Origin of the sequence: Enterobacter roggenkampii (assembly GCF_001729805.1) — a bacterium.
GTDB lineage: Bacteria > Pseudomonadota > Gammaproteobacteria > Enterobacterales > Enterobacteriaceae > Enterobacter > Enterobacter roggenkampii.
The window spans coordinates 1,178,292-1,203,294 of record NZ_CP017184.1 but is presented as its reverse complement, the minus strand read 5'-3'; the positions used below and the strand labels follow the sequence as shown (position 1 = coordinate 1,203,294).

Here is a 25,003-nt window from a genome sequence, read left to right as displayed (position 1 = left end):
CCAGAGATTTACACCACAGTGTTAAGCCGATCACTTTGATCTGAGTTAGCCCAGCACCATCGTGCTTAACCGGCAGGTACAGCACCGCCGCCCCTGCTCGTCGAAGACCCCAATCTCCCAGCTCTGGCTCGAACGCCCAAGATGCAGCGGCTGACACACGCCGCGAACCTTGCCGTGGGATACCGCCCGATGATGCGTGGCGTTCAGCTCCGTGCCCACCACGCTCTGCCCGTCGCGGGTCATCAGAAATCCGGCCATTGAGCCGAGCGTTTCCGCCAGCGCCGCCGAGGCCCCGCCGTGCAGCAGGCCAAACGGCTGATGGGTACGCGCATCCACCGGCATCTCCGCTTCCAGCGCGTCATCCCCGAGGCGGGTATAGACGATGCCCAGGTTCGCCACCAGGGTATTCACGCTGGTGGCGTTCAGCTCCTCAAGCGATAAATGACGTTTCCAGATCATTTACGCCCCCAGCGTGGAGCCGCCGTCCACCACGATATCCTGCAGGGTGATATGGCTGGCGGCATCGGAGGCAAGGAACAGCACGGTCGCAGCTATCTCCTGCGGTCGGGCAATTTTGCCCAGCGGGATGCCGAGCTTAAACTGCTCGCCGAAGCCGCGAATGCGCTGCTGCTCCGCATCGTCGCTTTTCCACAGGGTGCGCTGCATATCGGTATCCGTTGAGCCCGGCGACACCAGATTGCAGCGTACGCCGCTGCCCGCCAGCTCCAGCCCGACGGTCAGGGCCAGGCTTTTCAGCGCCGCTTTCGATGCGCCGTAGGCGCTCATGCCGATGCGCGGCGCGTGCGCCGCGTCGGACGCCACGGTAACAATCGCCCCGCCCTGCTGACGGCGGAACTGGCCCATGGTCTGCTGGAACAGATTGAATGCGCCGCCGACGTTGACCGCGAAGGTCTGCTGCCAGTCCTCCTGCGAAAGCTGGTCAGTTGCCCCCATGCGCAGAATGCCCGCCGCGTTGACCAGCACGTCCAGGCGGTCGAGCGAAGCCAGCACGCGCCCGCACACCTCATGCACCTGCCCGGCATCCGCCACGTCCAGCGTTTCGGTGGCAAACGGATAATCATCCTGCGGGAAGGCCAGATCGAACCCGGTCACCTGCGCGCCGGCTTCGGCAAACGCCAGTGCGGTCGCGTAGCCAATCCCCTTCCCCGCGCCCGTGACCCAGACGGTTTTGCCGGTGAAATCAAACACCATCACTTCACCTCGCGGGAGAGCAGCGCCCACCAGGCGTCGAGGGTCGGATTTTTTGCCAGCATCACGAAATCGATATCGCCGTGTACTTTGCGCCAGCGGGCGGCCAGCGCCATCATGCGCACTGAATCCAGGCCGTAGTCGATCAGGTTTTCGTCATCCATCGGCTCGTCGGACTCGTCCAGCAGCGGCAGGATCAGCTCGCGCAGCGCGGCCTTCGAGGCCGGAACGGACGGCAGCAGCTCGTCGGTCATCACCACGCGGCCCGAGCGTCCTGCCACGTAGTTCAGCGACATCAGGTGCTCGTCGCGGGTGAAGTCCGCCAGCGCATCGGCAATAAAGAACGGCTTGATGTCGCGCATAAAGGCATCTGTAGCGGTGGTCATGCAGCCGATGTGGGCGTAAACGCCGGTAATCAGCAGCTGGTTGCGGCCGGTCTCTTTCAGCATCTGCTCCAGCGGCGAGCGGTGAAACGCGCTGTAGCGCCACTTCACCAGCACCGTGTCCGCTTCGTCCGGCGCCAGCTCGGCAACGATGCGCTGCTGCTCCGGCGAGCGGGTGAGGCCCGGCCCCCACATGTCGTTCAGGAGGGCGCGGTCTTCATCGCTCTGCTCTTTCGGCTGCGCGGTGTAGTACACCGGGATATTGTGTTCTTTGCAGTACGCGCGCAGTTTAGCGATGTTCGCGACTACCTGCTGCATCATCGCGCTGTTTTCGCCCCAGAAGTTCAGGAAATACTCCTGCATATCGTGGATCAGCAGCGCGGCGCGCTCCGGTTCAAACGCCCAGTTCACCTTGCTGGTCGGCAACTCTGCGGCGGTCGGCAGCGCGTAAGCGGTTAATTTTGGAATGGCCATACTCTTTTCCTCAGCCCCGGGCGCGTTCAGCAAGCCACAGGCGCAACTGTTTCTTATCGACTTTGCCGACCGGCGTCAGCGGAAGCGCATCCACGCTCTCTACGCGATCCGGCAGCTTGAATTCGGCGACGCCCTGCTCGCGCAGGAAGCGGCGCACCTCCACCGCGCGCAGGGGCTGTTTCACCACCAGATACGCGCAGCTCTTCTCGCCCAGCAGGCTGTCCTCCATGCTCACCAGCGCGGCGTGGATCACCGCTTCGTGGCGCAGCAGCAGGTTTTCGATCTCTTCGGCGGCAATCTTTTCGCCGCCGCGGTTGATCTGATCTTTCTCGCGCCCCTGCACGGTGATGTAGCCCTGCTCGTCAATGGCGATCAGATCCCCGGAGCAGTAAAAGCCGTCGGCGTCGAAGGCGCTGGCGTTGTGTTCCGGGCTGTTGAAATAGCCGCGGAAGGTGTACGGGCCGCGCGTCATCAGGCGTCCGACCTCCCCACGCGGCAGCGGGTTGCCGTGCTCGTCCGCCACCCACACTTCGTCGTCCGGGCACATCGGGCGGCCCTGGGTGTTGATGATGCGTTCCGGGGCATCGTCGAGCGCGGTGTAGTTCACCAGCCCTTCCGCCATGCCGAAGACCTGCTGAAGCTGGCAGCCAATTTCAGCCGGAATGCGCGCCGCGAGCGTGGCGGAGAGGCGTGCGCCCCCCACCTGGAGCAGCTTGAGGGATTTCAGCTGCGCGCTGTCCGCGCCGTCGGCAATCGCCTGCAGCCACAGGCTGACGGCAGGCGGCACCAGCGAGGTGACGTTAATCTGATGCTGTTCAATCAGCGGGAAGCAGAGCGTGGCGCTCGGATCGTTCGCCAGCACCACGCAGCCGCCCGCGGTAAAAACGCCTAACGACCCCGGCGAGCTCATGGCGTAGTTATGCGCCGCGGGCAGCGCGTTCAGGTAACGCGTTTCGGCGGTAATGCCGCAGATCTCGTTGCTGCGACGAATGCTGTAGTCATAGTCGTTGTGCGTTCGCGGGATCAGCTTCGGCGTGCCGGTGCTGCCGCCGGAGAGCTGGAAAAACGCCACCTCGTCGGCGGGCGTCGGGTTGGCAATAAAATTGTCCGCCGGGCGGGTAATCGCCGCCTCCAGCGCATGCTCGCCCCCGTCACCGCGAAGCAGGACGACGCGTACCGAACGGTGTTCACCCACGAAAGCGTTGAGGAAGTCATCGCCCGCAAACAGCGCGTGGTCGCGATCGGCGATCAGCACGGCGGGTTTGATCTGCGCCGCGTAGGCGTTCAGCTCGCTGCGCTGATGGCTAAAGAGCGCGTTCACCGGCGCGACGCCGATTTGCAGCAGCGCGAAGAAGGTCATGTAGAACTCGGCCACGTTGCCAAGCTGCACCAGCGCCGTCTCGCCGCGCTGCAATCCTCGCGCCTGAAGGGCTGAGGCCAGGTTGTTTACGGCCTGATTCAGCGCGCGGTAGGTAATACGGCGATCGCCATCGATAATCGCCACCGCATCGCTGTCCGCCCGATCCGTCAGGATGTGGGTCAACGGCAGATCCTGCCAGTAGCCTTTTTCACGGTAGCGGCGGGCAAAATCCTCAGGCCAGCGGGTAAAGGGAATGGTCATGAGTCTTCCTTAGTGCAAACCAAAAACGTTGAGCATGGTGGAGAGCTTCACGTCCGTCTCGCGCCACTCGCCCACCGGGGAGGAGGCAGGCACAATGCCCGCGCCGGCAAACAGGCGAACGGTATTTTCGCGAAGACGCGCGCAGCGGATGGTCACCACCCACTCGCCGTTGCCTTCGCTGTCGCACCAGCCAACGATGCCACCGAACAGCTCGCGGTCGAACGGCTCCAGTTCGGCAATCAGCTCTTTCGCCGCCTGATGCGGGAAGCCGCTCAGCGCCGGAGTCGGGTGCAGCAGGCAGGCCAGGGTCAGGGCGTTCTCGTTTTCACGCGCCTCGCCTTCAACCGGCGTCGCCAGATGCCACAGCGTCGGCGTGGTAATCAACTGAGGAGAATCAGGCATGCTGAGATGGTGGCTGCGCGGTGCCAGAATGGCCTTCATCGCCTGGGTGACCAGGTCGTGCTCGTGACGGTCCTTTTCGGAGGCCAGCAGCTTGTTGCCCGCCTCGCGATCCAGCACATCGTCAGGCTGACGGCGCGCGGAGCCCGCCAGCGGCAGCGAGCTAAAGTGCGCCCCCTCTTTGCGCAGCAGCAGCTCCGGGCTGGCGCCCAGCAGCACCCCGCCGTCTTCCAGCGGCACGTGGAAGTTGAAGCTCGCCGGGTTCTGGGCGATCAGGCGCTCCATCAGGGCGCCGCTGTCCGGGCGTTTGTCGGTCGCGATATCAATCAGGCGCGACAGGACCACCTTGTTCACCTGCGGCGTGGCGGTCAGCGACGCGGCGCGAGCGACCATCTCTTCGAAGACGGGCTGCGGCGGGATCTCGGCGCGTTGTGTCACCTTCAGGGCCTGCGCGCCGGAAAAATAGCGTGCGGACTGCTGACGTGCGGGACGGGAAAAGGTCTCCCAGCGTTGCGGAATAAACAGCGACGAGGGCTTGCGGGTGTCGAACGGGATCGCCCCCACCATCACCGGGTGAGCAATACCGCTGGCTTTTGCCGTGCGGAAGGCCTGGGCTAATTTTTGCTGGAAGCGACCCGCCGGATCGTCACCGCCGACGGCGGGTTCACTGAAGCGGGCAAAGCAGCCTGACGTGGTAAAGCTGCGGTAAGGTGACATAAAGAAAAAACGGTCTGATTCCAGCGTGGTTGCGGCGTGCTGAACTTCCTCAGCCAGGGACGTATCCATATCATCCTCCTCAAAATGATAAAAGAAGCAATAATGATTATCATTTATATTTTCATCGGCTAACCTAATCCCACATCGCTTCGCTGTCAACCGTCGGGCAAATAACTTGTGCGACAAAAGCTTGCATCCCGTTGCGGCAACCATGAAAATGAGAAGCATTATCTCCAACAAAAACAGGATCCCGCGCTGTGAAATTCCCTGCCGTTTTCCGTAATCCCCTGCTTTTATTATCACTTTTTGTTTTAGGACTTACCTCAGCCGCTGCCGCCGACTGGCCCCGTCAGGTGACCGACAGCCGCGGCGTTCACACGCTTGAGAGCAAACCGACGCGCATTGTCTCCACCAGCGTGACCTTAACCGGCTCCCTGCTGGCCATTGACGCACCGGTCGTCGCCAGCGGCGCGACCACGCCGAACAACCGCGTGGCGGATGGACAGGGTTTCCTGCGCCAGTGGGGCGATATCGCGAAGCAGCGCAAGGTAGCGCGGCTGTACATTGGCGAGCCGAGCGCCGAAGCGGTGGCCGCGCAAATGCCGGACCTGATTTTGATCAGCGCTACCGGCGGGGATTCCGCGCTGGCGCTGTACGATCAGCTTTCCGCCATTGCGCCGACGCTTATCATCAACTACGACGACAAGAGCTGGCAGGCGCTGCTGACCCAGCTGGGCGAGATCACCGGACACGAAAAGCAGGCCGCAGAGCGCATTGCCGCGTTTGATAAACAGCTCGCGCAGGTGAAACAGCAGATGACGCTGCCGCCGCAGCCGGTGAACGCCATCGTCTACACCGCCGCCGCGCATTCCGCCAACCTGTGGACCGCCGAATCGGCGCAGGGCAAACTGCTGCACCAGCTGGGCTTTACGCTGGCGGACCTGCCTGCCGGGTTGCAGACCTCAACAAGCCAGGGCAAGCGCCACGACATTATCCAGCTGGGCGGTGAAAACCTGGCGACGGGGCTGAACGGCGAAGGACTGTTTGTGTTTGCCGGTGACGAGAAAGACGTGGCGGCGATTTACGCTAACCCGCTGCTGGCGCACCTGCCGTCGGTAAAAAACAAGCGCGTATGGGCGTTGGGAACCGAGACGTTCCGCCTGGATTATTACAGCGCGATGTTGGTGTTGCAGCGTTTAGAGGCAATTTTCGGGTAATGCCTGCGCCCGGTGGCGCTTTGCTTACCGGGCCTACGGGTGCAAAATGTAGGCCGGGTAAGGCGCAGCCGCCACCCGGCAAATCACACAGGGGCACTCTCCTGCCTGAACCGGCGCAATTCCACCAGCGCCACCAATAAGATCACACCAACCATTGCTAACACAAACCCGCTGCTGCACGCGGACGCCGCCGGGGTCATTATTGCCCCCAGCCCGCCGAGGATCGCCGCGCCAATGGCATCGCCCGTGACGTTTTGCGCGGTCCACAGGCCGTTAATGCGCCCGAGCATTCCTTCCGGCGTCTGGGTCTGGATCAGGGTGTACTGCAGCAGCGAGCTGATGGCGCTCAGCCAGCCGAAGATCACCAGACACATCACCCCCAGCGCCCAGACCGGCATCAGGCTAAAGAAGCCGATAGCGATAAACGAGGCCAGCGTGGCAAGCAGCATAATCAACCCCGGCCGCGCGCTCTGTGCCAGGTTGCCGCTGGCCAGCGCCCCGCAGGCCGCACCGAGCGGAATGGCGGCGTAGAGAATGCCTATTTCCGAGGCGCTCATCTGCCACTCGCCCGCCAGCGCCGGGTAGAGCACGCGCACCGCGCTCGCCATCGTCAGCAGGCCGCCGAGCAGCGCAATCCCGCCAATCAGCGGGTTGCTGAACAGGAAACGAATCGCGGCCATCAGGGACTTCAGCGGATGCTCGCGCGGCTGCGGCGGAGGTGGCAGCAGCGGCAGGCGCAGCAGCGTCAGCGTGGTGATAAACGTCCCCGCCGCGGCCAGGCCGTAGTTCCACGCCACGTTGCCGGTTGCCAGCAGCAGGCCGCCGACCATCGGCGAAATCACCGAGCCGAGGCGCACGGTGAGCATGGTGATCGCCCCCGCCTGCATCAGGTTCTCGCGCCCGACCAGCGCGGGCGTCGCCGCCAGCAGCGCCGTCACGCCTAACGAGGCGAAGAAGCCGTCCCACAGGCCCAGGGCATAAATCACCATCAGCGACGGCTCCGGCAGCATGGCGTTCAGGCACAGCCCGACGAAGCCCACCCCGCAGGTGCCGCGCGCCAGCAGGATAAGCTTTTTACGCTCGTAGCGGTCCGCCAGCACGCCGCCCACCATCAGGCCGATAAACATCGCCCCGCCGGTTAAGGTGACGGATAGCCCTACCAGCCAGCTGGAGTGCGTCATCGTCTGGATCTGTACCGGTACGGCCACGCCGAGCAGGCCGAGGGACAAAATGGAGATAAAGCGGGCAATAAACACGGCGCGATACGCCGGGTGCGTTTTAAGCAGGCTGAGGTTGAGCAGCCAGGATTTTTGATTCATGACAAAGCCTTGAGTGTAATTCTACCCATTCCATGGGCGCACATGCTAACATAGCCAAATAAGATAGATAACGATAATCACTATCATTATCAAATCATGGATGTTGCTATGTCGTTTTCCTCATCTTCGGTGCGCGCCGTTGCCGTGCCCGTTTTATTGCTGCTGTTGATCCTGGCGATTGCACTCAGCCTGCTGGTCGGCGCGAAGCCGCTTCCCGCGTCCGTCATCGTTGATGCGCTTACTGGCACCTGCCAAAGCGCTGACTGCACTATCGTGCTCGACGCTCGCCTGCCCCGCACCCTTGCTGGACTGCTGGCCGGCGGCGCGCTCGGCCTTGCCGGTGCCCTGATGCAAACCCTCACCCGCAACCCGCTGGCGGACCCCGGCATTCTCGGCGTTAACTCCGGCGCGAGCTTTGCCATCGTGCTGGGCGCGGCGCTGTTCGGCTTCACCTCTCCGTCTGAGCAGCTGGTAATGGCTTTCTGCGGCGCGCTGGCCGCCTCGCTGCTAGTGGCGTTTACCGGCAGCCAGGGCGGCGGTCAGCTGAGTCCGGTACGCCTGACGCTGGCGGGCGTGGCGCTCGCGGCGGTGCTGGAAGGCTTGTCCAACGGCATCGCCCTGCTCAACCCGGACGTTTACGACCAGCTGCGCTTCTGGCAGGCCGGTTCGCTGGATATCCGCACTCTTGAAACGCTGAAAGTGGTGGCGATCCCGATGATGATTGCCGCCGCCGTAGCGCTGTCGTTAAGCCGGGCGCTGAACAGCCTGAGCCTCGGCAGCGACACCGCCACCGCGCTCGGCAACCGCGTCGCGCGCACGCAGCTGATTGGCCTGCTGGCCATCACCGTCCTGTGCGGCAGCGCGACCGCCGTGGTCGGGCCGATCGCCTTTATCGGCCTGATGATGCCGCACATGGCGCGCTGGCTGGTAGGGGCGGATCACCGCTGGTCTCTGCCGGTCACGCTGCTGGCGACGCCTGCCCTGCTGCTGTTTGCCGACGTGCTGGGCCGCCTGCTGGTGCCGGGTGAACTGCGCGTCTCGGTGGTCAGCGCCTTTATCGGCGCGCCGGTGCTGATTTTCCTGGTGCGCCGTAAACGCGGAGGTGGCGCATGAGGGCCCCGTCCCGGCGTTTAGTCACCAGCGTCTCCCTGCTGGTCGTCGCCAGTCTGCTGCTGGCGGTCTGGAGCCTGCAAAGCGGTGCCGTAACGCTTGATTTCGCGCAGGTCTTTCACGCTCTCACCGGCAGCGCGCCGCGTAACATCACCATGGTGGTCACTGAATGGCGACTGCCGCGCGTGGCGATGGCAATCCTGGTCGGCGCGGCGCTCGGCGTCAGCGGCGCGATATTCCAGTCGCTGATGCGCAACCCGCTCGGCAGCCCGGACGTGATGGGCCTCAATACCGGGGCCTGGAGCGGCGTGCTGGTGGCGATGGTGCTGTTCGGCCAGCACCTGACGGCCATTACCTTCACGGCGATGGCGGGCGGCATTCTGACGTCGCTGGTTATCTGGCTGTTGGCCTGGCGCAACGGCATCGACACCTTCCGGCTGATCATTATCGGTATCGGCATCCGCGCGATGCTGATGGCCTTTAACACCTGGCTGCTGCTGCAGGCCTCGCTGGAAACGGCGCTTTCCGCCGGGCTGTGGTACGCAGGCTCTCTCAACGGCCTGACGTGGGGCAAAACCTGGCCCGCCGCGCCGCTGATTGTGCTGATGTTTATCGGCGCGCTGCTGCTGGTGCGACGCATGCGGCTGCTGGAGATGGGCGACGACAGCGCCTGCGCGCTGGGCGTGAGCGTCGAGCGCTCGCGCCTGATGCTGATGCTGGTCGCCGTACTGCTGACCGCCGCCTCCACCGCCATCGCCGGGCCGATCTCGTTTATCGCCCTTGTCGCGCCGCATATCGCGCGACGTCTAAGCGGAACGGCGCGCTGGGGATTAATTCAGGCGGCACTGTGCGGCGCGCTGCTGCTGCTGGCCGCCGATCTCTGCGCCCAGCGGCTGTTTATGCCTTACCAGCTTCCGGTGGGCGTGGTGACCGTCAGCCTCGGCGGCATTTACCTTATCGTCTTGCTCGTTCAGGAGTCTCGCAAGAAATGACAGATTCAACCACCCGCTTGCGCGGCGAAAATCTCACTCTCGGCTACGGCAAAAAGATCATTGCCCGTGATTTATCCGTCGCCATTCCGGACGGCCACTTCACGGCGATTATCGGCCCGAACGGCTGCGGAAAATCGACCCTGCTGCGCACCCTGAGCCGCCTGATGACGCCGGTTACGGGGAGCGTGCTTCTCGACGGCGAGCAGATCCAGCGCTTCGCCAGCAAAGAGGTGGCCAGGCGCATCGGGCTGCTGGCGCAAAACGCTACCACGCCGGGGGACATCACGGTGCAGGAGCTGGTCTCGCGCGGGCGCTATCCGCACCAGCCGCTGTTTACCCGCTGGCGCAAGGAAGATGACGAGGCGGTGAACCGCGCGATGCGGGCGACGGGCATCACCGATCTCGCCCAGCAGAGCGTGGACACCCTTTCCGGCGGCCAGCGTCAGCGGGCGTGGATTGCGATGGTGCTGGCGCAGGAAACGTCGATCATGCTGCTGGACGAGCCGACAACCTGGCTGGACATCAGCCACCAGATTGATCTGCTGGAGCTGCTTAGCGAGCTGAACCGCACGCAGGGCTACACCCTGGCGGCGGTGCTGCACGATTTAAACCAGGCGTGCCGCTACGCCACGCACCTGATTGCCTTGCGCGACGGGGAGATTGTGGCGCAGGGTGCGCCGAAAGAGATTGTCACGCCGGAGCTGATCGCGCGGATCTACGGTATGCGCTGCATGATTATTGACGATCCGGTGGCGGGAACGCCGCTGGTGGTGCCGTTAGGTCGGCGGTAATTGCCGGGTGGCGGCTACGCCTTACCCGGCCTACACTCGGCTCCCGTAGGCCGGGTAAGGCGTAGCCGCCACCCGGCGATTTTGACGTTACCCCAAAATCTCCCTCAACACTGGCCCAATTTTCTCAAACGCCTGCGGTGAAATGATATCCACGTGGGCGCAGTCCTGGCTGTAGACCTCCAGCTCGCCCACCCACGGCGCCCAGGCCGTATGCGGATCCATCGTTCGGGTACGTTCGGCAACAAACAGCGTTGCTTTACCGTCAAAGCGCGAACTGTGCGCCGTGGTGAGCAGCCGCACCGCATCGGCGTAGTTGTCTTCGATAGCGTTAAACAGCTCGCTGGAGCCCTGTCCCTGCTGGGCGGCGATAAACGCCTGCCGCTCGCGCTCGATCTCCGCCAGCACCGCCGGGTCGAGGCCGTTGGCCTCTTTTTCCGCCCAGTTCTGGGTTTCCGGCGGCCAGGTATCCAGCAGGCCGAGGAACGCCACCGCTTCACCCTGCTCGCGCAGGCGGGCCGCAATGCCCTGCGCCAGCGTGCCGCCGAGGGAATAGCCGAACAGGTAATACGGCCCCTGCGGCTGCTGCTTACGCAACGTATTCAGGTGATGCTCAATCACCCCATCCAGATCCGCACATTGCTGCATCGGCCCTTCCGGGCGCGGCGACTGAATGCCGACGATTGACCAGCGCGGGTTGAGGTAGCGCGCCAGGACGCTAAACTGCCAGGCAAAGCCGGACGCCGGATGGAAGCAGAACAGCGTCGGGCCGTTGCTTTCACGCAGCGGCAGAAGGGTTTCATACCCCAGACGCTGCGCCTGCTCGTCGCTCAGTTGCGAGTCCAGCAGCGCGCTGAGCTTGCCGACCGTCGAGGCGACCATAATCTGCCCCGGCGTGACCTTGCGGTTGAACGCGCGGCTGAGCTGCGCCGCGAGGCGCATCGCCAGCAGCGAGTGGCCGCCGAGGGCAAAGAAATCCGCCTCAATGTCGCTGATCTCACAGCCCAGCAGCGCGGCAAACGCCTGCGCCACGGCGATTTCAGTTTCGCTTTCCGGCGCGCGACCGGAGGTTTTACCGGTCAGTTCCGGCAGCGGCAGCGCCTTGCGATCCAGCTTGCCGTTGGCGCTCAGCGGCAGCGCGCTGATTTGCAGCAGCACCACCGGCACCATATGCGGCGGCAGCTGGGTTTTGAGCGATTCCAGCAGCGCGTCGCGGTCCAGCGGTAAGCCGGATTCAGAAACCACGTACCCCACCAGCTGGCGGGCATCGCCGCCCGTTGCCGCCGCCTGGTTGAAGACGCAGGCATGCGCCACGGCCTGGGCCACGTCCGGCAGCGACAGCAGCGCCCGGTCGATTTCACCCAGCTCGATGCGCTGGCCGCGAATTTTGAGCTGGTCGTCGCTGCGGCCCAGATATTCCACCGCGCCGTTATCCAGCCAGCGGGCAACGTCACCGGTGCGGTACATCCGCTCGCCCGGCGCGAACGGGTCGGCGATAAAGCGGCTGGCGGTGAGATCGGGGCGTCCCAGATACCCCTGCGCCAGCTGAATGCCGGTGAGGTAGAGCTCCCCCGCCACGCCAAACGGTACCGGGCGCATCATCGCATCCAGAATGCGCAGCCCCGTGTTCCACACCGGGAAACCGATCGGCACGCTGTTGCCTTCCACCGCCGCCAGCTCGGGCCCAAAAGCCGGATACCAGCTGACGTCCACCGCCGCTTCCGTCGGGCCGTAAAGGTTATGCAGCGGCACGTGCGTCAGCTGTTCCCACTCGCGGCACAGCGCCGTCGGCAGCGCTTCGCCGCTGCAGAACACCTGCTTAAGCGTGTTGCAGCAGTCGACGTTTTCCGCCGTCAGCGAGGCGACAAACGCCGCCAGCATCGACGGCACGAAGTGGGTAGTGGTCACGCCGTAGTGCGCGAAGAAGCTCTGCATTGCCTGCGGGTCGCGGTGCGCGTCCGGCTCCGCCATCACCAGCTTCGCCCCGGCGATAAACGGCCACCAGAACTCCCACACCGACACGTCAAAGCTGCACGGCGTTTTCTGCGCCACCACATCGTTCGCGCCCAGCGGATAATGGTCCTGCATCCACTTCAGGCGGTTAACGATGGCGGTATGGCCGACCATGACCCCTTTTGGACGCCCGGTCGAACCGGAGGTAAAGATGATGTACGCCGTCTGCTCCGGCTTTGCCAGACGCAGCGGTTCAGCATCGGTGGCCGGTAAAAGTGTGTTGTAACTAAACGTCTCGACGGACAGATCGCTAAAGCGCGGAAGCTGTTCGTCGGTGGTAATGAGCAGGGACGGCTTCGCGTCCTCGAGCATCATCCGCAGGCGATCGTCCGGGTAGCCGGTGTCGAGCGGCAGCCACGCGGCGCCCGCCTCCACAATGCCGTGCAGCGCTAACGTCAGGAATACCGAGCGCGGCAGGGCCACCGCCACGCTGTCGCCCGGCTTCACGCCGCGCGCGCGCAGCAGGTTTGCCAGCGCGACGACCTGCTCGCGCATCTGACGATAGCTGAGTTCAACGTGCGCATCCACCAGCGCCGGGGCATCCGGCGTTTTGCTCGCCTGTTCCGCCACCAGATCCGCGAGCGTGGTGGACGGCAGCGCCAGCCCGGTATCGTTGATGCGCGCGAGCTTTGCGTATTCCTGCTCTGAAACGGTTTCCACCTCGCCGCAGCGCAGGTCCGGGTTGGCCGCAAACTGCACCAGCATCGCGTTCAGGCGCGCGACGTGACGCGTCAGCGTCGCCTCATCGTAGCGCTGCTTATTGGCGAGGATCTCCATGCTCAGCCCGCCCTGCTCGTCCGGGAACAGCGCCAGCTCCAGATCGTTCACCGGGCCGGTCGCCAGCGTGTGGGTGATGGCCTCCACGCCGTCGATATCCAGCTGGTAGTCGAACACTTTAACGTTCAGCACCGGGCCAAACAGCGCTTCATCGCCCGCCGCTTTCCCGCTGTCGCGCACGATCTGCTCGGCGTCGTAGCGCTGATGGCGGCGCATTTTTTTCAGCTGGTTCGCCAGGCGCAGCGCCAGCGAGGGCAGGCTCTCCTGGGGATCGATATTGACCGCCAGCGGCAGGACGTTAAGCACCGGCCCGGTCGCGGTGAGCGCCGCGGATCCCATCCGGCGCATAAAGATAAACCCGGCGGCGTAGTCCAGCCGTCCGGTGAGGCGCCCCAGCCACAGCGCCACCAGCGCAAGCGCCAGGTCGGTGCGCTGTACCTGCCCTGCCGCCCGTGCAAGCTGGCTGAAGGCGCGGCCGTCGGCGGTAATTTTCAGACGCAGAATGTCGGTCGTGGCGGCGCGGCCCGGCAGCGGCGCGGAGGAGAGCGAGACCGGAGAAGGCAGCTCTTTGCGCTGCCCGGCCCAGAAGGCGCCGTCGCGCCGGTACGCCTCGCTGTCGCGATAGCGCTGATACTCGTCCACCACCTCTGCAAATGGCGTAAACGGGGATTCCGGCGTGGGTTCGCCCTTTTTCCACGCGGCATAAATCGCGGCGATCTGGCGGGTTATGGCCGGGAAGCTGAAGCCATCCACCACCAGATGGTGATAGCGTTGATACCAGTACCAGTGTTTTTCACCGACCTGAATCAGCTGATGGAAAGCGAGCGGCTGACCGCTGTCCACGCGCAGATCCTGACTGAGATCGGCCTCCATCAGCGCCACGGCGGCGGCGTGGGAATCAACGCGAACGATGGACGGTTCCGGCAGAATGAAGGTGTCATCCACCCACTGCCACGCCTCACCGTTGTCTTCCGCAAAGCGCATGCGCAGGGTATCGGCCTGCATCATGCCCGCGGCAATGGCTTTTGCCAGCAGCGGCGCATCGATATCGCCTTTCAGCTCGGTGTAGTGCGCCACGCTCCAGGCGTTTGGCAGCGTGGACAGCTGTTCCGCCATCCAGATCCCCGGCTGGGCGGCGACGAGAGGAAGACGGTTCATGCGTTCTCCCCCGCGAAATAAGACGGCTCAAGCGTCTGCCAGCGTTCCGCCAGCCACTGCTGGCACGCCTCCTGAGACTGTGCTTCGCACACCACGCCCCACCCTGCCGGCAGTTCGCACTGCTGTGGCCACAGGCTGTACTGCCCCTGGTCGTTTTGCAAAATGGCGAACTGTCCCTGCGGATTATCGAAAGGATTGCTGAATTCCATACAGACTCCGTTAGTGAATAAGCGGCTGCCAGAGGGTGATAAGCCCCTGCGTCAGCCCACCGCGCCAGCAAAGCGCATCGTGTCCGCCGTCAACCTGACGCCAGATAACCGGTTGGTGTGTGTGCAGTTCGGCATATATCGCCTGATTCGCGCGGAAGATGAGCGGCTCGTTGCGCCCGGCCTCAAGAAGGATGCGTAACCCGCGAGGGGATATTTCGCCGGTTTTAAGTTGCTCGATTAACAGCCCGTCCTGCTGGCCGCCGCGGTGTGGCCACCAGTAGGAGCCGGACTGGCTAAGCACGCAGCCAAAACGCTGCGGCCAGTGCAGTGCGGCATAAAGGGATGATAGACCGCCAAAGCTTTGCCCTGCGACCACCGTACGGTCGGCGCGGTCGCTGAACGGCGCGCGTTTTTTAACAAGGGGGAGAAGTTCTTCCTGCACCGCCAGCCAGAAGTCGGGATTGCACGGCAGCTCGCGGTTGCGATGCGCCATATCGATAACATCGATTAAGACGTAGACCGCTGGCGGCAGGTTGCGCCCGGCGGTGAGCGACGCCAGCGCAGGCCAGACCGGCATGCTTTCGGCCCAGAACTGCCCGTCGAGCAGGACCGCCAGCGGGCGTTCCGAGTCGTCGCTCCCGGTGGTGAAAGTCCAGACGCGACGGCGATTTTTCAGGCGCGCGCTTTCCCACTCAATGCAGACTGGTGGCTGATACGGCGTATCGGGATGATTCCACCCCGGCTGAACCGGTGCTTCCGGCATTTCCAGCGCCGAGACGGCATGGCCGCGCCCGCCGCGCCAGCTTTGCGGGTTCAGCGGGTCAGAAACCGCGTGCGGCAGCAGCTTGCGCCAGCCTTCACGCAGCGCCATGCGTTCCGGCTGCTCGCCTTCAAACACGACGCTGGCAAAATCGTTTTCATTCACGGAAGGGATAAAACAGTAGCTTCCGCGCCACTCGGGGCTGAACTCGCCCTGCCACTGCCAGACGTCGGTATCGGGAATGCGTTCGAGGGACTGCGGGCGGGCATTTTGGTGGTGATCGGTCACGCCGGTGACGTAGAGCCAGACGCGTTTGATCGGTGACGTTCTTTGCGTTCCTGCCGGGTCACGCCACCAGAACGTGACGCGATAGTTTCCCTTTTCCGGCGTCCATTCAGGCCCGTTTTTCGACTGCCACCACGCTTCACTTCCCGTTGTTAACGCCGTCACCCTTATAACCTCATGTTTAACAGTCTTTTTTGTTTCAGAGCAAATTTTATTGATAATATTATTGATAACTATTTGCATTTGCAATAGCGTAGTGCCCGCGCTGTGGGAAGCGCTCATAAAACAACCACAAAAGCAGGACGTACAATGAATAAGAAGATTCACTCTCTGGCCTTGCTGGTCAATTTAGGGATTTATGGCGTCGCGCTGCCTGCTCTGGCAGACGACAACACCGCCTCTGCGCAGCACGAAGATACGATGGTGATCACCGCCGCCGAGCAGAATCTGCAGGCGCCGGGGGTATCGACCATCACCGCCGATGAGATCCGGAAAAACCCGCCCGCGCGCGACGTGGCGGAAATCATCCGCACCATGCCGGGCGTTAACCTGACCGGTAACTCCACCAGCGGCCAGCGCGGGAATAACCGTCAGATTGATATCCGCGGCATGGGGCCAGAAAACACCCTGATCCTGATCGACGGCAAGCCGGTGACCAGCCGTAACTCCATCCGTCTGGGCTGGCGCGGCGAGCGTGACACCCGCGGCGATACCGGCTGGGTGCCGCCGGAGATGATCGAGCGCATCGAAGTGATCCGCGGTCCGGCCGCCGCGCGCTACGGCAACGGCGCGGCAGGCGGCGTGGTGAACATCATCACCAAAAAATTCGACGACCAGTGGCACGGCTCCTGGAACACCTACCTGAATGCGCCAGAACACAAGGATGAAGGTTCCACCAAACGCACCAACTTCAGCCTGAGCGGCCCGCTGGGCGGCGACTTCAGCTTCCGCATGTTCGGTAACCTGGACAAAACCCAGGCCGACGCGTGGGACATCAACCAGGGTCACCAGTCTGACCGTACCGGTGCCTACGCCGACACGCTGCCTGCTGGCCGCGAGGGTGTAGAAAATAAAGACATCAACGGCGTGGTGCGCTGGGACTTTGCGCCGATGCAGTCTCTGGAATTTGAGGCGGGCTACAGCCGTCAGAATAACCTCTACGCCGGTGATACCCAGAACACCAACAACGACAACAGCTCCAGCGGCCTGGTGAAAAAGAACTACGGCAAAGAGACCAACCGTATCTATCGCCAGAACTTCGCGGTGACCTGGAACGGCGGCTGGGATAACGGCATTACCACCAGCAACTGGGCGCAGTACGAGCACACCCGCAACTCCCGTCTGGGTGAAGGGCTGGCGGGCGGTACGGAAGGCTTGTTCAACAGCAATAAATTCACCGACACCGATCTGGCCGACGTGATGCTGCACAGCGAAATCAACCTGCCGATTGATTTCCTCGTTAACCAGAACCTGACGCTGGGTACCGAGTGGAACCAGCAGCGCATGAAAGATTCCACCTCCTTCACGCAAACCCTGCAGGGCGGCACCATTCCGGGCATGAGTAACGATCGCAGCCCGTACACCTCAGCGGAAATCTTCTCCCTGTTCGCTGAGAACAACATGGAGCTGACCGACAGCACCATGCTGACCCCTGCCCTGCGCTTCGACCACCACACCATCGTCGGCAACAACTGGAGCCCGTCCCTGAACCTGTCGCAGGGTCTGGGGGATGACTTCACGCTGAAGATGGGTATCGCCCGCGCCTATAAAGCGCCAAGCCTGTATCAGACCAACCCGAACTACCTGCTCTACAGCAAAGGTCAGGGCTGCTACGCCAGCTCCGACGGCGTAGGCTGCTACATGATGGGTAACGACGATCTTAAGGCCGAAACCAGCATCAACAAAGAGATTGGTCTGGAGTGGAAGCGCGACGGCTGGCTGGCGGGCGTGACCTGGTTCCGCAACGACTACCGCAACAAGATCGAAGCGGGCTACGCGCCGATCGGCCACACCTCATCTGGTAAAGTGCAGACGGATATCTACCAGTGGGAAAACGTGCCGAAAGCGGTGGTTGAAGGGCTGGAAGGCTCCCTGAACGTGCCGGTCAGCGACACCATTAACTGGACCAACAACATCACCTACATGCTGCAGAGCAAGAACAAGGAGACCGGCGACCGTCTGTCGATCATTCCGGAGTACACGCTGAACTCGACACTGAGCTGGCAGGTTCATCAGGACGTGTCGCTCCAGTCGACCTTTACCTGGTACGGCAAGCAGCAGCCGAAGAAGTACAACTACAAAGGTCAGCCTGTGACCGGGTCTGAAAAAGACGAGGTCAGCCCGTACAGCATCGTTGGTCTGAGCGCGACCTGGGACATGACCAAAAACGTCAGCCTGACCGGCGGCGTGGATAACGTCTTCGACAAGCGCCAGTGGCGTGCGGGTAATGCCCAGACGACCGGGAACGCCACCACCGGCGCGTATATGTACGGCGCGGGGGCTTATACCTATAATGAGCCAGGCCGCACGTGGTATATGAGCGTGAATACGCGATTCTGATAAAGGCAACAACGCCGCCCTCTCCCCGTGGGAGAGGGCTGGGTGAGGGCATCAGGCCGCACTATTTATTGATAGAGGGGAAACCATGCACACCACCCACCGCACGTTCATTCTCGCCGGCCATACCGTACACCACGTCACCTTCGACCCAACCACCTTCACCGACGCCGATCTCCTCTGGCTCCCCCACCACGCTGAGCTTGCAAACGCCGGGCGCAAACGCAAAGCCGAGCATCTGGCAGGCCGCATCGCCGCCGCGCATGCCTTACCTGACCACACCGTGCCCGGCATCGGCCCCAGCGGTGAACCGCTCTGGCCGGAAGGCGTTTCAGGGAGCATCACCCACAGCGGCACGCAGGCGATGGCGGTTGTAACATGCGACCATCCGGCGATTATCGGCATCGATTGCGAAACGATCCTCTCCGAGAATGAAGCTCAGGAAATAAAAGACGGCGTCATTGATGCCCAGGAAGAGCTCGTCCTTTCCTGCTCAGGTTTTCCGTTCCCCCTCGCCCTGACGCTGGCGTTTAGCGCCAAAGAGAGCCTGTTCAAAGCCCTCTTTCCGAAGGTACAGTCCTGGATGGGGTTTGACAGCACTCGCGTCACACAGCTCGACGATAAAACGCTTACCCTGGCATTAACCCTTCAACGCGCAGGATACGCCAAAGCCACCGCCTTCACCCTTCACTGGCGACAGCACGGCGAACAGGCGATCACCCTGCTGTAAGGCTCTCCTGCCGACGGGAATGCAGAGGCTCAACCCGACACCAAACATGCCTGAAAAAATGATCCCCATAACCCATTCTGTTTGATTCGGCTGTTATCTTTCAGGCATTCGGTGGAAACCGCGCAGAACAGGCCGGATGCGAGGGTATTTCAAATAATGCGTTAACGATAGGTCATAGTAAACGACGCCGTGGCGCTCACCGAGCCTGATCGAGCATTCGCAGAGGTCATATAATAAGCGGCCTTAAAGGGAATATTGACGATTTCTCCTGCCGAGGTCGTCGTGCCGTATTTAATAAGCTTGCCGAACTGCACGGGCGAATCGTTATATTTTAGCTGAATGCCCAAACCTGTAGCCGTCGAACTGCTGTTTAACCCCAATACTCCGTTAACAGGATCGGCAAGCGGGCTGACATTATCCAACGTCACATTCACTGCGGTCTGTGCACTACAGATAAGCGGTATGGAAAATGTCACCTGATTCTGGGTGCTGCCGACGCCGTTAAACTTCGGTAATAGCGCAATTCCCATATTAATATTCAAATTTTTATCTTCAATCTGACAGGATGCAGTGCTTATATTCATCGGCGAAAATATATATTTAAAAAGCGGCAGGCGCATAATGTTATTACTTCTCGGAGTACTGTATTCCATATTTATCGCCAGAGCGGGTATTGAGCCCGTCTCCGGGGTAGTGCTGGTTTTGATCAGCTCAAAAGTATCCGTGAACGTTGATACACCATCCTGGAGGATCCCTCGCCTCCAGTTCGGGTTATTGAGGTCCATTCTGGTGACAAATTCGCTACTTTGCGTGGTGCTGGAAAAGTTCTTCCACCGGATGCCAATGCCAGGAACCTCTGTCGCCCGCACGTTTGCCAGCGGCGAGGCGCCGTAATCCGTATTCGCCCCGGAGAGCTGAATAAACCACGAGCCATCGTATCCGATTTGCTGACCCTCAGGGTCACATTTTATGGGGTTACTGGTAATTATCGTTGCTAATACCGTTCCAACCGGCGCATCCCGCTGAACGACAATATTGTGATCGAAGTTGACCGCTACGTCGTTTGCAGAACACAGCGCAAAGGCATTCAGAGAGACAGCGCATCCCACGGCTGCCGTCGCGATTTTAAATACGGTGGACATGATATGTTCCTTCATTTCAGGCAAGGCGTAGGCCTTCTCTCGTAAAAGTAATAATACGTATTAACGCAATGAGAAATTTAACGACACGTCGCAGCGGTACGCTGAATTTTACCCGGTAAGGCGTTCAAGTTTATTTTGGCGCGACAGGTTTTCGCTCCCCACTGTACCGTTATGCTGTCACCGTCGTTCAGGCCGCTCATATAGACCTCTCCGTCGCTCCCGACAATGCTCATCGCATCGCTTCCGTTAAGCTTTACCATGGCCCCAAAGGGCACCGGCGAGTTCTGATACAGCAACGTTATCAGAGCACGGAACCCTGTTCTCGCTTTGAACGTCGCGCGCACCACGGCACCGCGCGTAGGTACGACGTTGACTACGGATTCGTCCATATCCACGTCCGTCCCCAGCGAACCGATGTCTATCGCAATCCGGTTTTCCTGATAAGCGCTGGCATAGGGCACTACCGCATATCCGCGCCAGTCCGTTTTAACGCCAGGGTTATTGCGCACGCTCACGCCTGATGCGCCCTGCGCTTCTAGCAGCACAATGGTATCCCCCAGCGGCTGAGAGAACGTCACGCCATGCTCGTGGCCGACAACCCCCCCCTGCAGACCGAAGTTCAGCTGACTGTTCTGTCGGCTGTAGTTGTAGCCTGCGCTTACGGTACCGTAGCCGCCTTTATAGGTTCCGCTTAAGGAACTTCTCGATTCTCCGCCAGACGACGTATAGCCCTGCTGGACAAGGTAGCTCAGGTTATTATCAGAGAGTGCGGTGCCGCTCAGACCCACCAGGTGCGTCTCAGGACCGTTCTTTTGCATATTCACGCTATAGCTGGCCCAGCTTTGCGGCAGCCATTTGCTCAGCGGCACCTGTAAGTTAAAGGCTACAATCTGGTCCCTACGGTCTTTGCCCGGCGTTTCGCTGTAGGTGTAGCCGAGCGAGTAATTGATATCGCGAATACTGGTGTTAAAGCCGGTGCTGACGTTGCGCTCATAGCCCTGTCTGCCCCAGTAGTCCTGCTGGTATGCCGAAATATAAAAATTTCCCCAGCTTTGCAGCGACTGGCTGAGGTTGAGTTGCAGTCGGCTTCGCTTGTTGTAGCGCTGGCTGCTGAATTCATTCACCTCCTGGAAGGTATAAAAGCCTTCCGTGGAGTAGCGATAGCTTGCGAGCGTCACGGTGGTATCGGTCGTGGCCACCGTTTTTGAATACTGCACCCGATAGGACTGTCCCCGGCTGCGGCGATTTTTCTCCTCAACGAGCTGGCTTTCGGCAAGGGTAACGTCCGCCGATAGTGAGCCTATATCGCCAAAGCTGAGGCCGGAACCAAGCACGCCGGACGCATAGTTACTTGCCCCCAGGACGCCACCGTACAGCGTGAGATTATTGGAGAGGCCATAAGCCAACGTGCCCAGGCCAAATGTGGGCGTATGTGCCCCATGCTTCGTCGTTCGAAACTCGCCTGTGCTCAGCGCATACTTCACGCGGCCTTCCCGCAGCATGACGGGAACCGCGGAGAAAGGTTGCACGAAATGCTGGACGCTGCCGTCAGCTTCGGTGACGACAATATCCAGATCGCCGCTCGCTGACGTAGGATAAAGATCGCGAATGATAAAGCTGCCAGGCGCCACGTAGGTTTGATAAACCGTGTAGCCGTTTTGCTTCACGGTAACCGTGGCGTTGGTGCGGGCGATCCCCCGAATGATGGGGGCGAAGCCGCGCATGCTTTCCGGCAACATGGTGTCATCGGAAAAAATTTGGGCGCCGCGAAACATCACGCTGTCAAACACGTCGCCGGGGGTGCTGGTTTCCCCCACCTGAAACTGCCCTCTCAAAAACTGGACGTCGCGGCTCAGGGTCGTATTCAACGACGAAAACGACTGCTTTCCGTTGTTCTTCGTCACGGTGCTGTAGTTACGCAGGCGCCACGGTCCCGCATTAATACCGCTTTGCAGATTGGTGTAAAGCTGATCCTGCGCCTCACCGTCCCGGCTCCAGCTGCGCGAGCCGTTGATGCTGTAATTTACCAGCAGTGCAGAAATGCCCTGGTTCCAGCGCGACGGATCAACGGTGCCGCGTGCCCGCGCGTTAAGCGCCGATTGAGGGATAGAGATATCCAGTCTCTGCCTGTCAAAATCCAGCCGGGTGGAGGCATCCGGTATAAATGCGCCGGGATCGGTAATTATTGCCTCGGCAGGCAGCATGGATAATTCAGGAAATGCCTTGACCCTGACACCAACTGATTCCAGCACGCTCCGGTTAAGCTCCGGCGCCAGCCCGACGCCGTTAACAGATACAAAAGAGATATTTTCCGTTCGGATATAATTTTCATTAAGCCATATTTCCACCCTGTAGGTGCCGGGTAACTGTTCTCCCCGCTCGAAGCGGCCCAGATCGATGCCCTGAGAAGTCGAGTGTGTTTTTTCAAGCGCATCGGCCATAAAATAGAGTTCGCCCGCAGCTGCGGGAAAAACGCCCGAAATAAAAAGCGCTATCGTCGAGAGTCGACTTACGCGGTTAGGCCACGAGCCAGAGAAAAAACCATATCGAGAAAAAGGAACAGTATTCACTTTGCTTACCTGCGCGAGTGACATAGCGTATTGTTAATATTTTTTATTTCAGCATCTGGCGCTTTTCTGTCGTTACGCCACCAAAATCATTTATGGCTTTCCAGGCCACCTGCGTTCCACTGCCGGCCACCGTTGCGGAACTAAAGGGTGAAATCATCGGCGGCTGCGCAATCGTTTTATTGCCAATCGTTAATGAATAAAGAGAAACGTAGAACGGCGTTGGGTTATTAATCACCAGGTGTTCACCGCGCGTCTCAAACTTTAATTTCGTCCATGCTTCACCGGATTTTTCAGACGCCAGCGCCGCAGGGCGATAGAAAATTTTCATACGCGTCTTAACGGCAATAAGCAGCCGATTTTCATCTGACCGGGTCATTGAGGGAATAGACTTAACGTTTAGCCAAAAGATAGATTCGCGATTATCAGGCAGTGTTTTTTCACCGGTATAAATGATCCGCAGCGTATTTTCATGGCCTCCGTCTAGGCGGAACAGGGGCGGCGTAACGATAAAAGGAACCTTCTCCTTCGAGTTTTCACCTAACTCAACCCATGACTGAATTAAATAGGGAACGGCATCCCGACTGTTACTCACCGGGAGTGAGGCTTCGCTTTCATTTCCATTATAAATTAAGCGTGTCCCCCCGACGGTTATGCTGGCCTGAACCGGTAGAGAGAGCAGGCAAACGCCTGATAACGCAATCGTTCGAATAAGTTGACTCATCATACGTTCCCAATATTTCAGCAAGAGACAACGGGGCGCACCTTAGGTACGCCCGGGATATTACTGATAGGTAATGGTAAAATCTGACGTCGCGTTTGCCGTACCCGCCACCACGGCAGCCTGCGTTGCCTTATATTTGGCCACGAAGGTCATCTTATTGCTGTTTGCGGCATCTTCGCCTGCGCTGGTGTCAAGGGTGATGCTCTTCGACTGGGTTGCCAGAGGGATCGCGGTAATGCCATCCTCTTCATAAAACGCAACGCCTACACCTTTCGCCGTTTGATCGCTGTTCAGCGCAAGAATACTGGTGTCAGAGCTGTCCGCAGTACCATCAAACTTAATAGATGCAGAGGTAACGGCCGCGGGGCAATTGTTCAACATTATGCTGAAGCGGGTTGCAGCAGCAACAGATCCGGCCGCGCTGAACGAGCTTTTAGGGATTTTCCCAAGGTTAACGGTCTGATTCGCCGTACTGGATTCAATCGTACAGGCCGAATCAAGGATTGTGCCGGTGAAATTAATTTTTCCATCGGCCGCCTGAGCGGCAAAGGTGATTCCACTCACGGCAGCGGCCGTCAGTACATTACGAATTACACGGGTAACTTTAGTTTGCATAGCTTTATCCTTAGGATTGAACATTATCTGCATTGACGTCATGTCAATGCAGGAACAGCGGAATAAGTCCGCTAAACCAGTTAATGTATTATTTATTGCCCAGTCAGGCTGATTTTAGACAAGGATGGTGATAAGCCTGAGTGGATAAAATAACGATGAGCTGTTTCATCTCTGAACTGCTTCCTAATGCAAGTCGCTTTCTTAAATAGTAGTTTTTATTAATGTCATCGCGGTCATTGCAACGATATTTCCCGGTCGACGCATCGTATAGCGTCATCAGAAAGTCCAGATGTTCTGGCGATAACTTTACCGATAACCTGTCGTAAATAACATCGGCTACTTCCCAGGGTTTTTCCGTTGCGGGGAGTTTCGCTGCGCGATCGCAAAGCGCCTTCAACTCTTTGATCGTCGTAACCAGCCAGAAGAGTTTTAAATAGCTATTGCCTGTGTTTTCTTCTGGTGAAATAAAATAGGTTCGTCGCGATAATCCTCTGGCCGCGAGCCGAGAATACAACCACCTTATGTTATCTGTTGTTTCATCAATTGCATCAATCAAAATGCAAGGCTTATCCAGGATCGTTGCACAGACGATAAACTCAAGGCGGTTATCAAAAAAGAATACCGCTTTGTCCGCTGAGGATAAGCCCTGAATGGCCTGCCTCATTGCAAAATTCCGAGTGAACACCAGTAGCGTCGTCAACGTTCATTCCTTTTTTTAATTCACATAACATGATTAAGATGAAGTTTTGACAACATATATGCGCTCTAAGCAAGACCTATCGATTACATAAGCTTTTCCATCAACCCTTGCAAAGGGATACCGCTCAAAGCCGACGGTATTAAACGCATTTTGAATTTTTTTAATCATGGACAGTAGATAAGATCTGGAGCACCGCAACCCATGATCTTCAAAAACATGTACGATGATGTCATTATCGTAGACAATTCCTTCATCCATTCCTGACAATAAATACTCAAACAATCTGGCTTTCGTTGTACCAAATCTTTTGATTCGGCCATTTTTGATATTAATTAGCGTGCGCGTTGTTGGCCTGTATTCCAGATGCTGGAAAATGGTGTATCCATACAGAAGTTCGTCAGAGACAAAAGGCACAACCACTCCTTAGGGGCTTATCGTTCTCATTTCTTTGACATCTCCTCCTCCGCACTGGGTAATCAGTGTTCGCCTGATTTGTAGAAGATGGTATTTGAATGAAGAAAATGTGACAATGAGACAG

Annotated in this window: 21 protein-coding genes and 1 pseudogene; 6 read left to right on the top strand and 16 right to left on the bottom strand. The window is 59.8% G+C overall.

Features of this window, described 5'->3' with window-relative positions; translation table 11 throughout:
- Window positions 1-45: 45 nt before the first annotated feature.
- Genes entH through entC form a run of 5 tightly spaced genes read right to left on the bottom strand, consistent with a single transcriptional unit; the run spans window position 46 to window position 4,872 of the window.
- Complete coding sequence (gene entH / locus BFV67_RS05520; protein WP_008500995.1) at window positions 46-459, bottom strand: proofreading thioesterase EntH; 414 nt, start codon at window positions 457-459, stop codon at window positions 46-48.
- Window positions 460-1,212: a 2,3-dihydro-2,3-dihydroxybenzoate dehydrogenase EntA gene (gene entA, locus BFV67_RS05515; RefSeq protein ID WP_025912701.1), complete on the bottom strand. Its 753-nt coding sequence runs from the start codon at window positions 1,210-1,212 to the stop codon at window positions 460-462.
- The gene (locus BFV67_RS05510) at window positions 1,212-2,066 is read right to left on the bottom strand and encodes an isochorismatase (protein ID WP_025912700.1); all 855 of its coding nucleotides are present in this window, start codon (window positions 2,064-2,066) and stop codon (window positions 1,212-1,214) included. The genes entA and BFV67_RS05510 overlap by 1 nt, the downstream gene beginning before the upstream one ends.
- Before the next feature lie 10 nt (window positions 2,067-2,076).
- Window positions 2,077-3,687: a (2,3-dihydroxybenzoyl)adenylate synthase EntE gene (entE, locus tag BFV67_RS05505; protein ID WP_069597972.1), complete on the bottom strand. Its 1,611-nt coding sequence runs from the start codon at window positions 3,685-3,687 to the stop codon at window positions 2,077-2,079.
- Window positions 3,688-3,696: 9 nt separating this feature from the next.
- Window positions 3,697-4,872: an isochorismate synthase EntC gene (gene entC / locus BFV67_RS05500; RefSeq protein ID WP_025912698.1), complete on the bottom strand. Its 1,176-nt coding sequence runs from the start codon at window positions 4,870-4,872 to the stop codon at window positions 3,697-3,699.
- Window positions 4,873-5,060: 188 nt separating this feature from the next.
- Between entC and fepB the strand changes: the two genes are divergently transcribed.
- Complete coding sequence (gene fepB, locus BFV67_RS05495; RefSeq protein ID WP_044597015.1) at window positions 5,061-6,020, top strand: Fe2+-enterobactin ABC transporter substrate-binding protein; 960 nt, start codon at window positions 5,061-5,063, stop codon at window positions 6,018-6,020.
- A gap of 83 nt (window positions 6,021-6,103) precedes the next feature.
- Here the strand turns inward: fepB and entS are convergent, their stop codons facing one another.
- Window positions 6,104-7,339 carry an enterobactin transporter EntS gene (gene entS / locus BFV67_RS05490; RefSeq protein WP_069597971.1) on the bottom strand — a complete coding sequence of 412 codons (1,236 nt, stop codon included), beginning with the start codon at window positions 7,337-7,339 and terminating at the stop codon, window positions 6,104-6,106.
- Between the two features lie 108 nt (window positions 7,340-7,447).
- Between entS and fepD the strand changes: the two genes are divergently transcribed.
- Genes fepD through fepC form a run of 3 tightly spaced genes read left to right on the top strand, consistent with a single transcriptional unit; the run spans window position 7,448 to window position 10,232 of the window.
- Window positions 7,448-8,452, top strand: coding sequence for a Fe(3+)-siderophore ABC transporter permease (gene fepD / locus BFV67_RS05485; protein ID WP_069597970.1), 1,005 nt, complete (start codon window positions 7,448-7,450; stop codon window positions 8,450-8,452).
- A complete protein-coding gene (gene fepG, locus BFV67_RS05480; protein ID WP_069597969.1) occupies window positions 8,449-9,441 on the top strand; it encodes an iron-enterobactin ABC transporter permease in 993 nt (330 codons plus the stop codon). The genes fepD and fepG overlap by 4 nt, the downstream gene beginning before the upstream one ends.
- A complete protein-coding gene (gene fepC, locus BFV67_RS05475) occupies window positions 9,438-10,232 on the top strand; it encodes an iron-enterobactin ABC transporter ATP-binding protein (protein WP_069597968.1) in 795 nt (264 codons plus the stop codon). The genes fepG and fepC overlap by 4 nt, the downstream gene beginning before the upstream one ends.
- An 87-nt stretch (window positions 10,233-10,319) precedes the next feature.
- Here the strand turns inward: fepC and entF are convergent, their stop codons facing one another.
- Genes entF through fes form a run of 3 tightly spaced genes read right to left on the bottom strand, consistent with a single transcriptional unit; the run spans window position 10,320 to window position 15,596 of the window.
- Window positions 10,320-14,177: an enterobactin non-ribosomal peptide synthetase EntF gene (gene entF, locus BFV67_RS05470; protein ID WP_069597967.1), complete on the bottom strand. Its 3,858-nt coding sequence runs from the start codon at window positions 14,175-14,177 to the stop codon at window positions 10,320-10,322.
- A complete protein-coding gene (locus BFV67_RS05465; protein ID WP_021242619.1) occupies window positions 14,174-14,386 on the bottom strand; it encodes an MbtH family protein in 213 nt (70 codons plus the stop codon). Before BFV67_RS05465 ends, entF begins: the two co-directional genes overlap by 4 nt.
- A 10-nt stretch (window positions 14,387-14,396) precedes the next feature.
- On the bottom strand, window positions 14,397-15,596 hold the full coding sequence (gene fes / locus BFV67_RS05460; RefSeq protein ID WP_069597966.1) for an enterochelin esterase: 1,200 nt from the start codon (window positions 15,594-15,596) through the stop codon (window positions 14,397-14,399).
- Window positions 15,597-15,740: 144 nt separating this feature from the next.
- Between fes and BFV67_RS05455 the strand changes: the two genes are divergently transcribed.
- Together BFV67_RS05455 and entD are read left to right on the top strand one after the other, a co-directional pair.
- Entirely contained in the window at window positions 15,741-17,990 is a 2,250-nt protein-coding gene (locus tag BFV67_RS05455) for a TonB-dependent siderophore receptor (protein WP_008500981.1), read from the top strand.
- 85 nt (window positions 17,991-18,075) lie between these two features.
- Complete coding sequence (gene entD, locus BFV67_RS05450) at window positions 18,076-18,717, top strand: enterobactin synthase subunit EntD (protein ID WP_069597965.1); 642 nt, start codon at window positions 18,076-18,078, stop codon at window positions 18,715-18,717.
- Window positions 18,718-18,729: 12 nt separating this feature from the next.
- Here the strand turns inward: entD and BFV67_RS24865 are convergent.
- The 7 genes and pseudogenes from BFV67_RS24865 to BFV67_RS05420 all read right to left on the bottom strand — a co-directional run.
- Window positions 18,730-18,854 (bottom strand): annotated as a pseudogene (locus BFV67_RS24865) (metal ABC transporter permease); the annotation flags it as partial.
- 24 nt (window positions 18,855-18,878) lie between these two features.
- Window positions 18,879-19,859, bottom strand: coding sequence for a fimbrial protein (locus tag BFV67_RS05445; protein WP_025912689.1), 981 nt, complete (start codon window positions 19,857-19,859; stop codon window positions 18,879-18,881).
- 77 nt (window positions 19,860-19,936) lie between these two features.
- Complete coding sequence (locus tag BFV67_RS05440) at window positions 19,937-22,300, bottom strand: fimbria/pilus outer membrane usher protein (RefSeq protein ID WP_069597964.1); 2,364 nt, start codon at window positions 22,298-22,300, stop codon at window positions 19,937-19,939.
- Between the two features lie 172 nt (window positions 22,301-22,472).
- Window positions 22,473-23,153 carry a fimbrial biogenesis chaperone gene (locus BFV67_RS05435; RefSeq protein WP_025912687.1) on the bottom strand — a complete coding sequence of 227 codons (681 nt, stop codon included), beginning with the start codon at window positions 23,151-23,153 and terminating at the stop codon, window positions 22,473-22,475.
- 57 nt (window positions 23,154-23,210) lie between these two features.
- On the bottom strand, window positions 23,211-23,765 hold the full coding sequence (locus tag BFV67_RS05430; RefSeq protein WP_025912686.1) for a fimbrial protein: 555 nt from the start codon (window positions 23,763-23,765) through the stop codon (window positions 23,211-23,213).
- Window positions 23,766-23,868: 103 nt separating this feature from the next.
- On the bottom strand, window positions 23,869-24,465 hold the full coding sequence (locus BFV67_RS05425; protein WP_025912685.1) for a hypothetical protein: 597 nt from the start codon (window positions 24,463-24,465) through the stop codon (window positions 23,869-23,871).
- A gap of 33 nt (window positions 24,466-24,498) precedes the next feature.
- Window positions 24,499-24,879, bottom strand: coding sequence for a hypothetical protein (locus BFV67_RS05420; protein WP_025912684.1), 381 nt, complete (start codon window positions 24,877-24,879; stop codon window positions 24,499-24,501).
- Window positions 24,880-25,003: the final 124 nt, after the last annotated feature.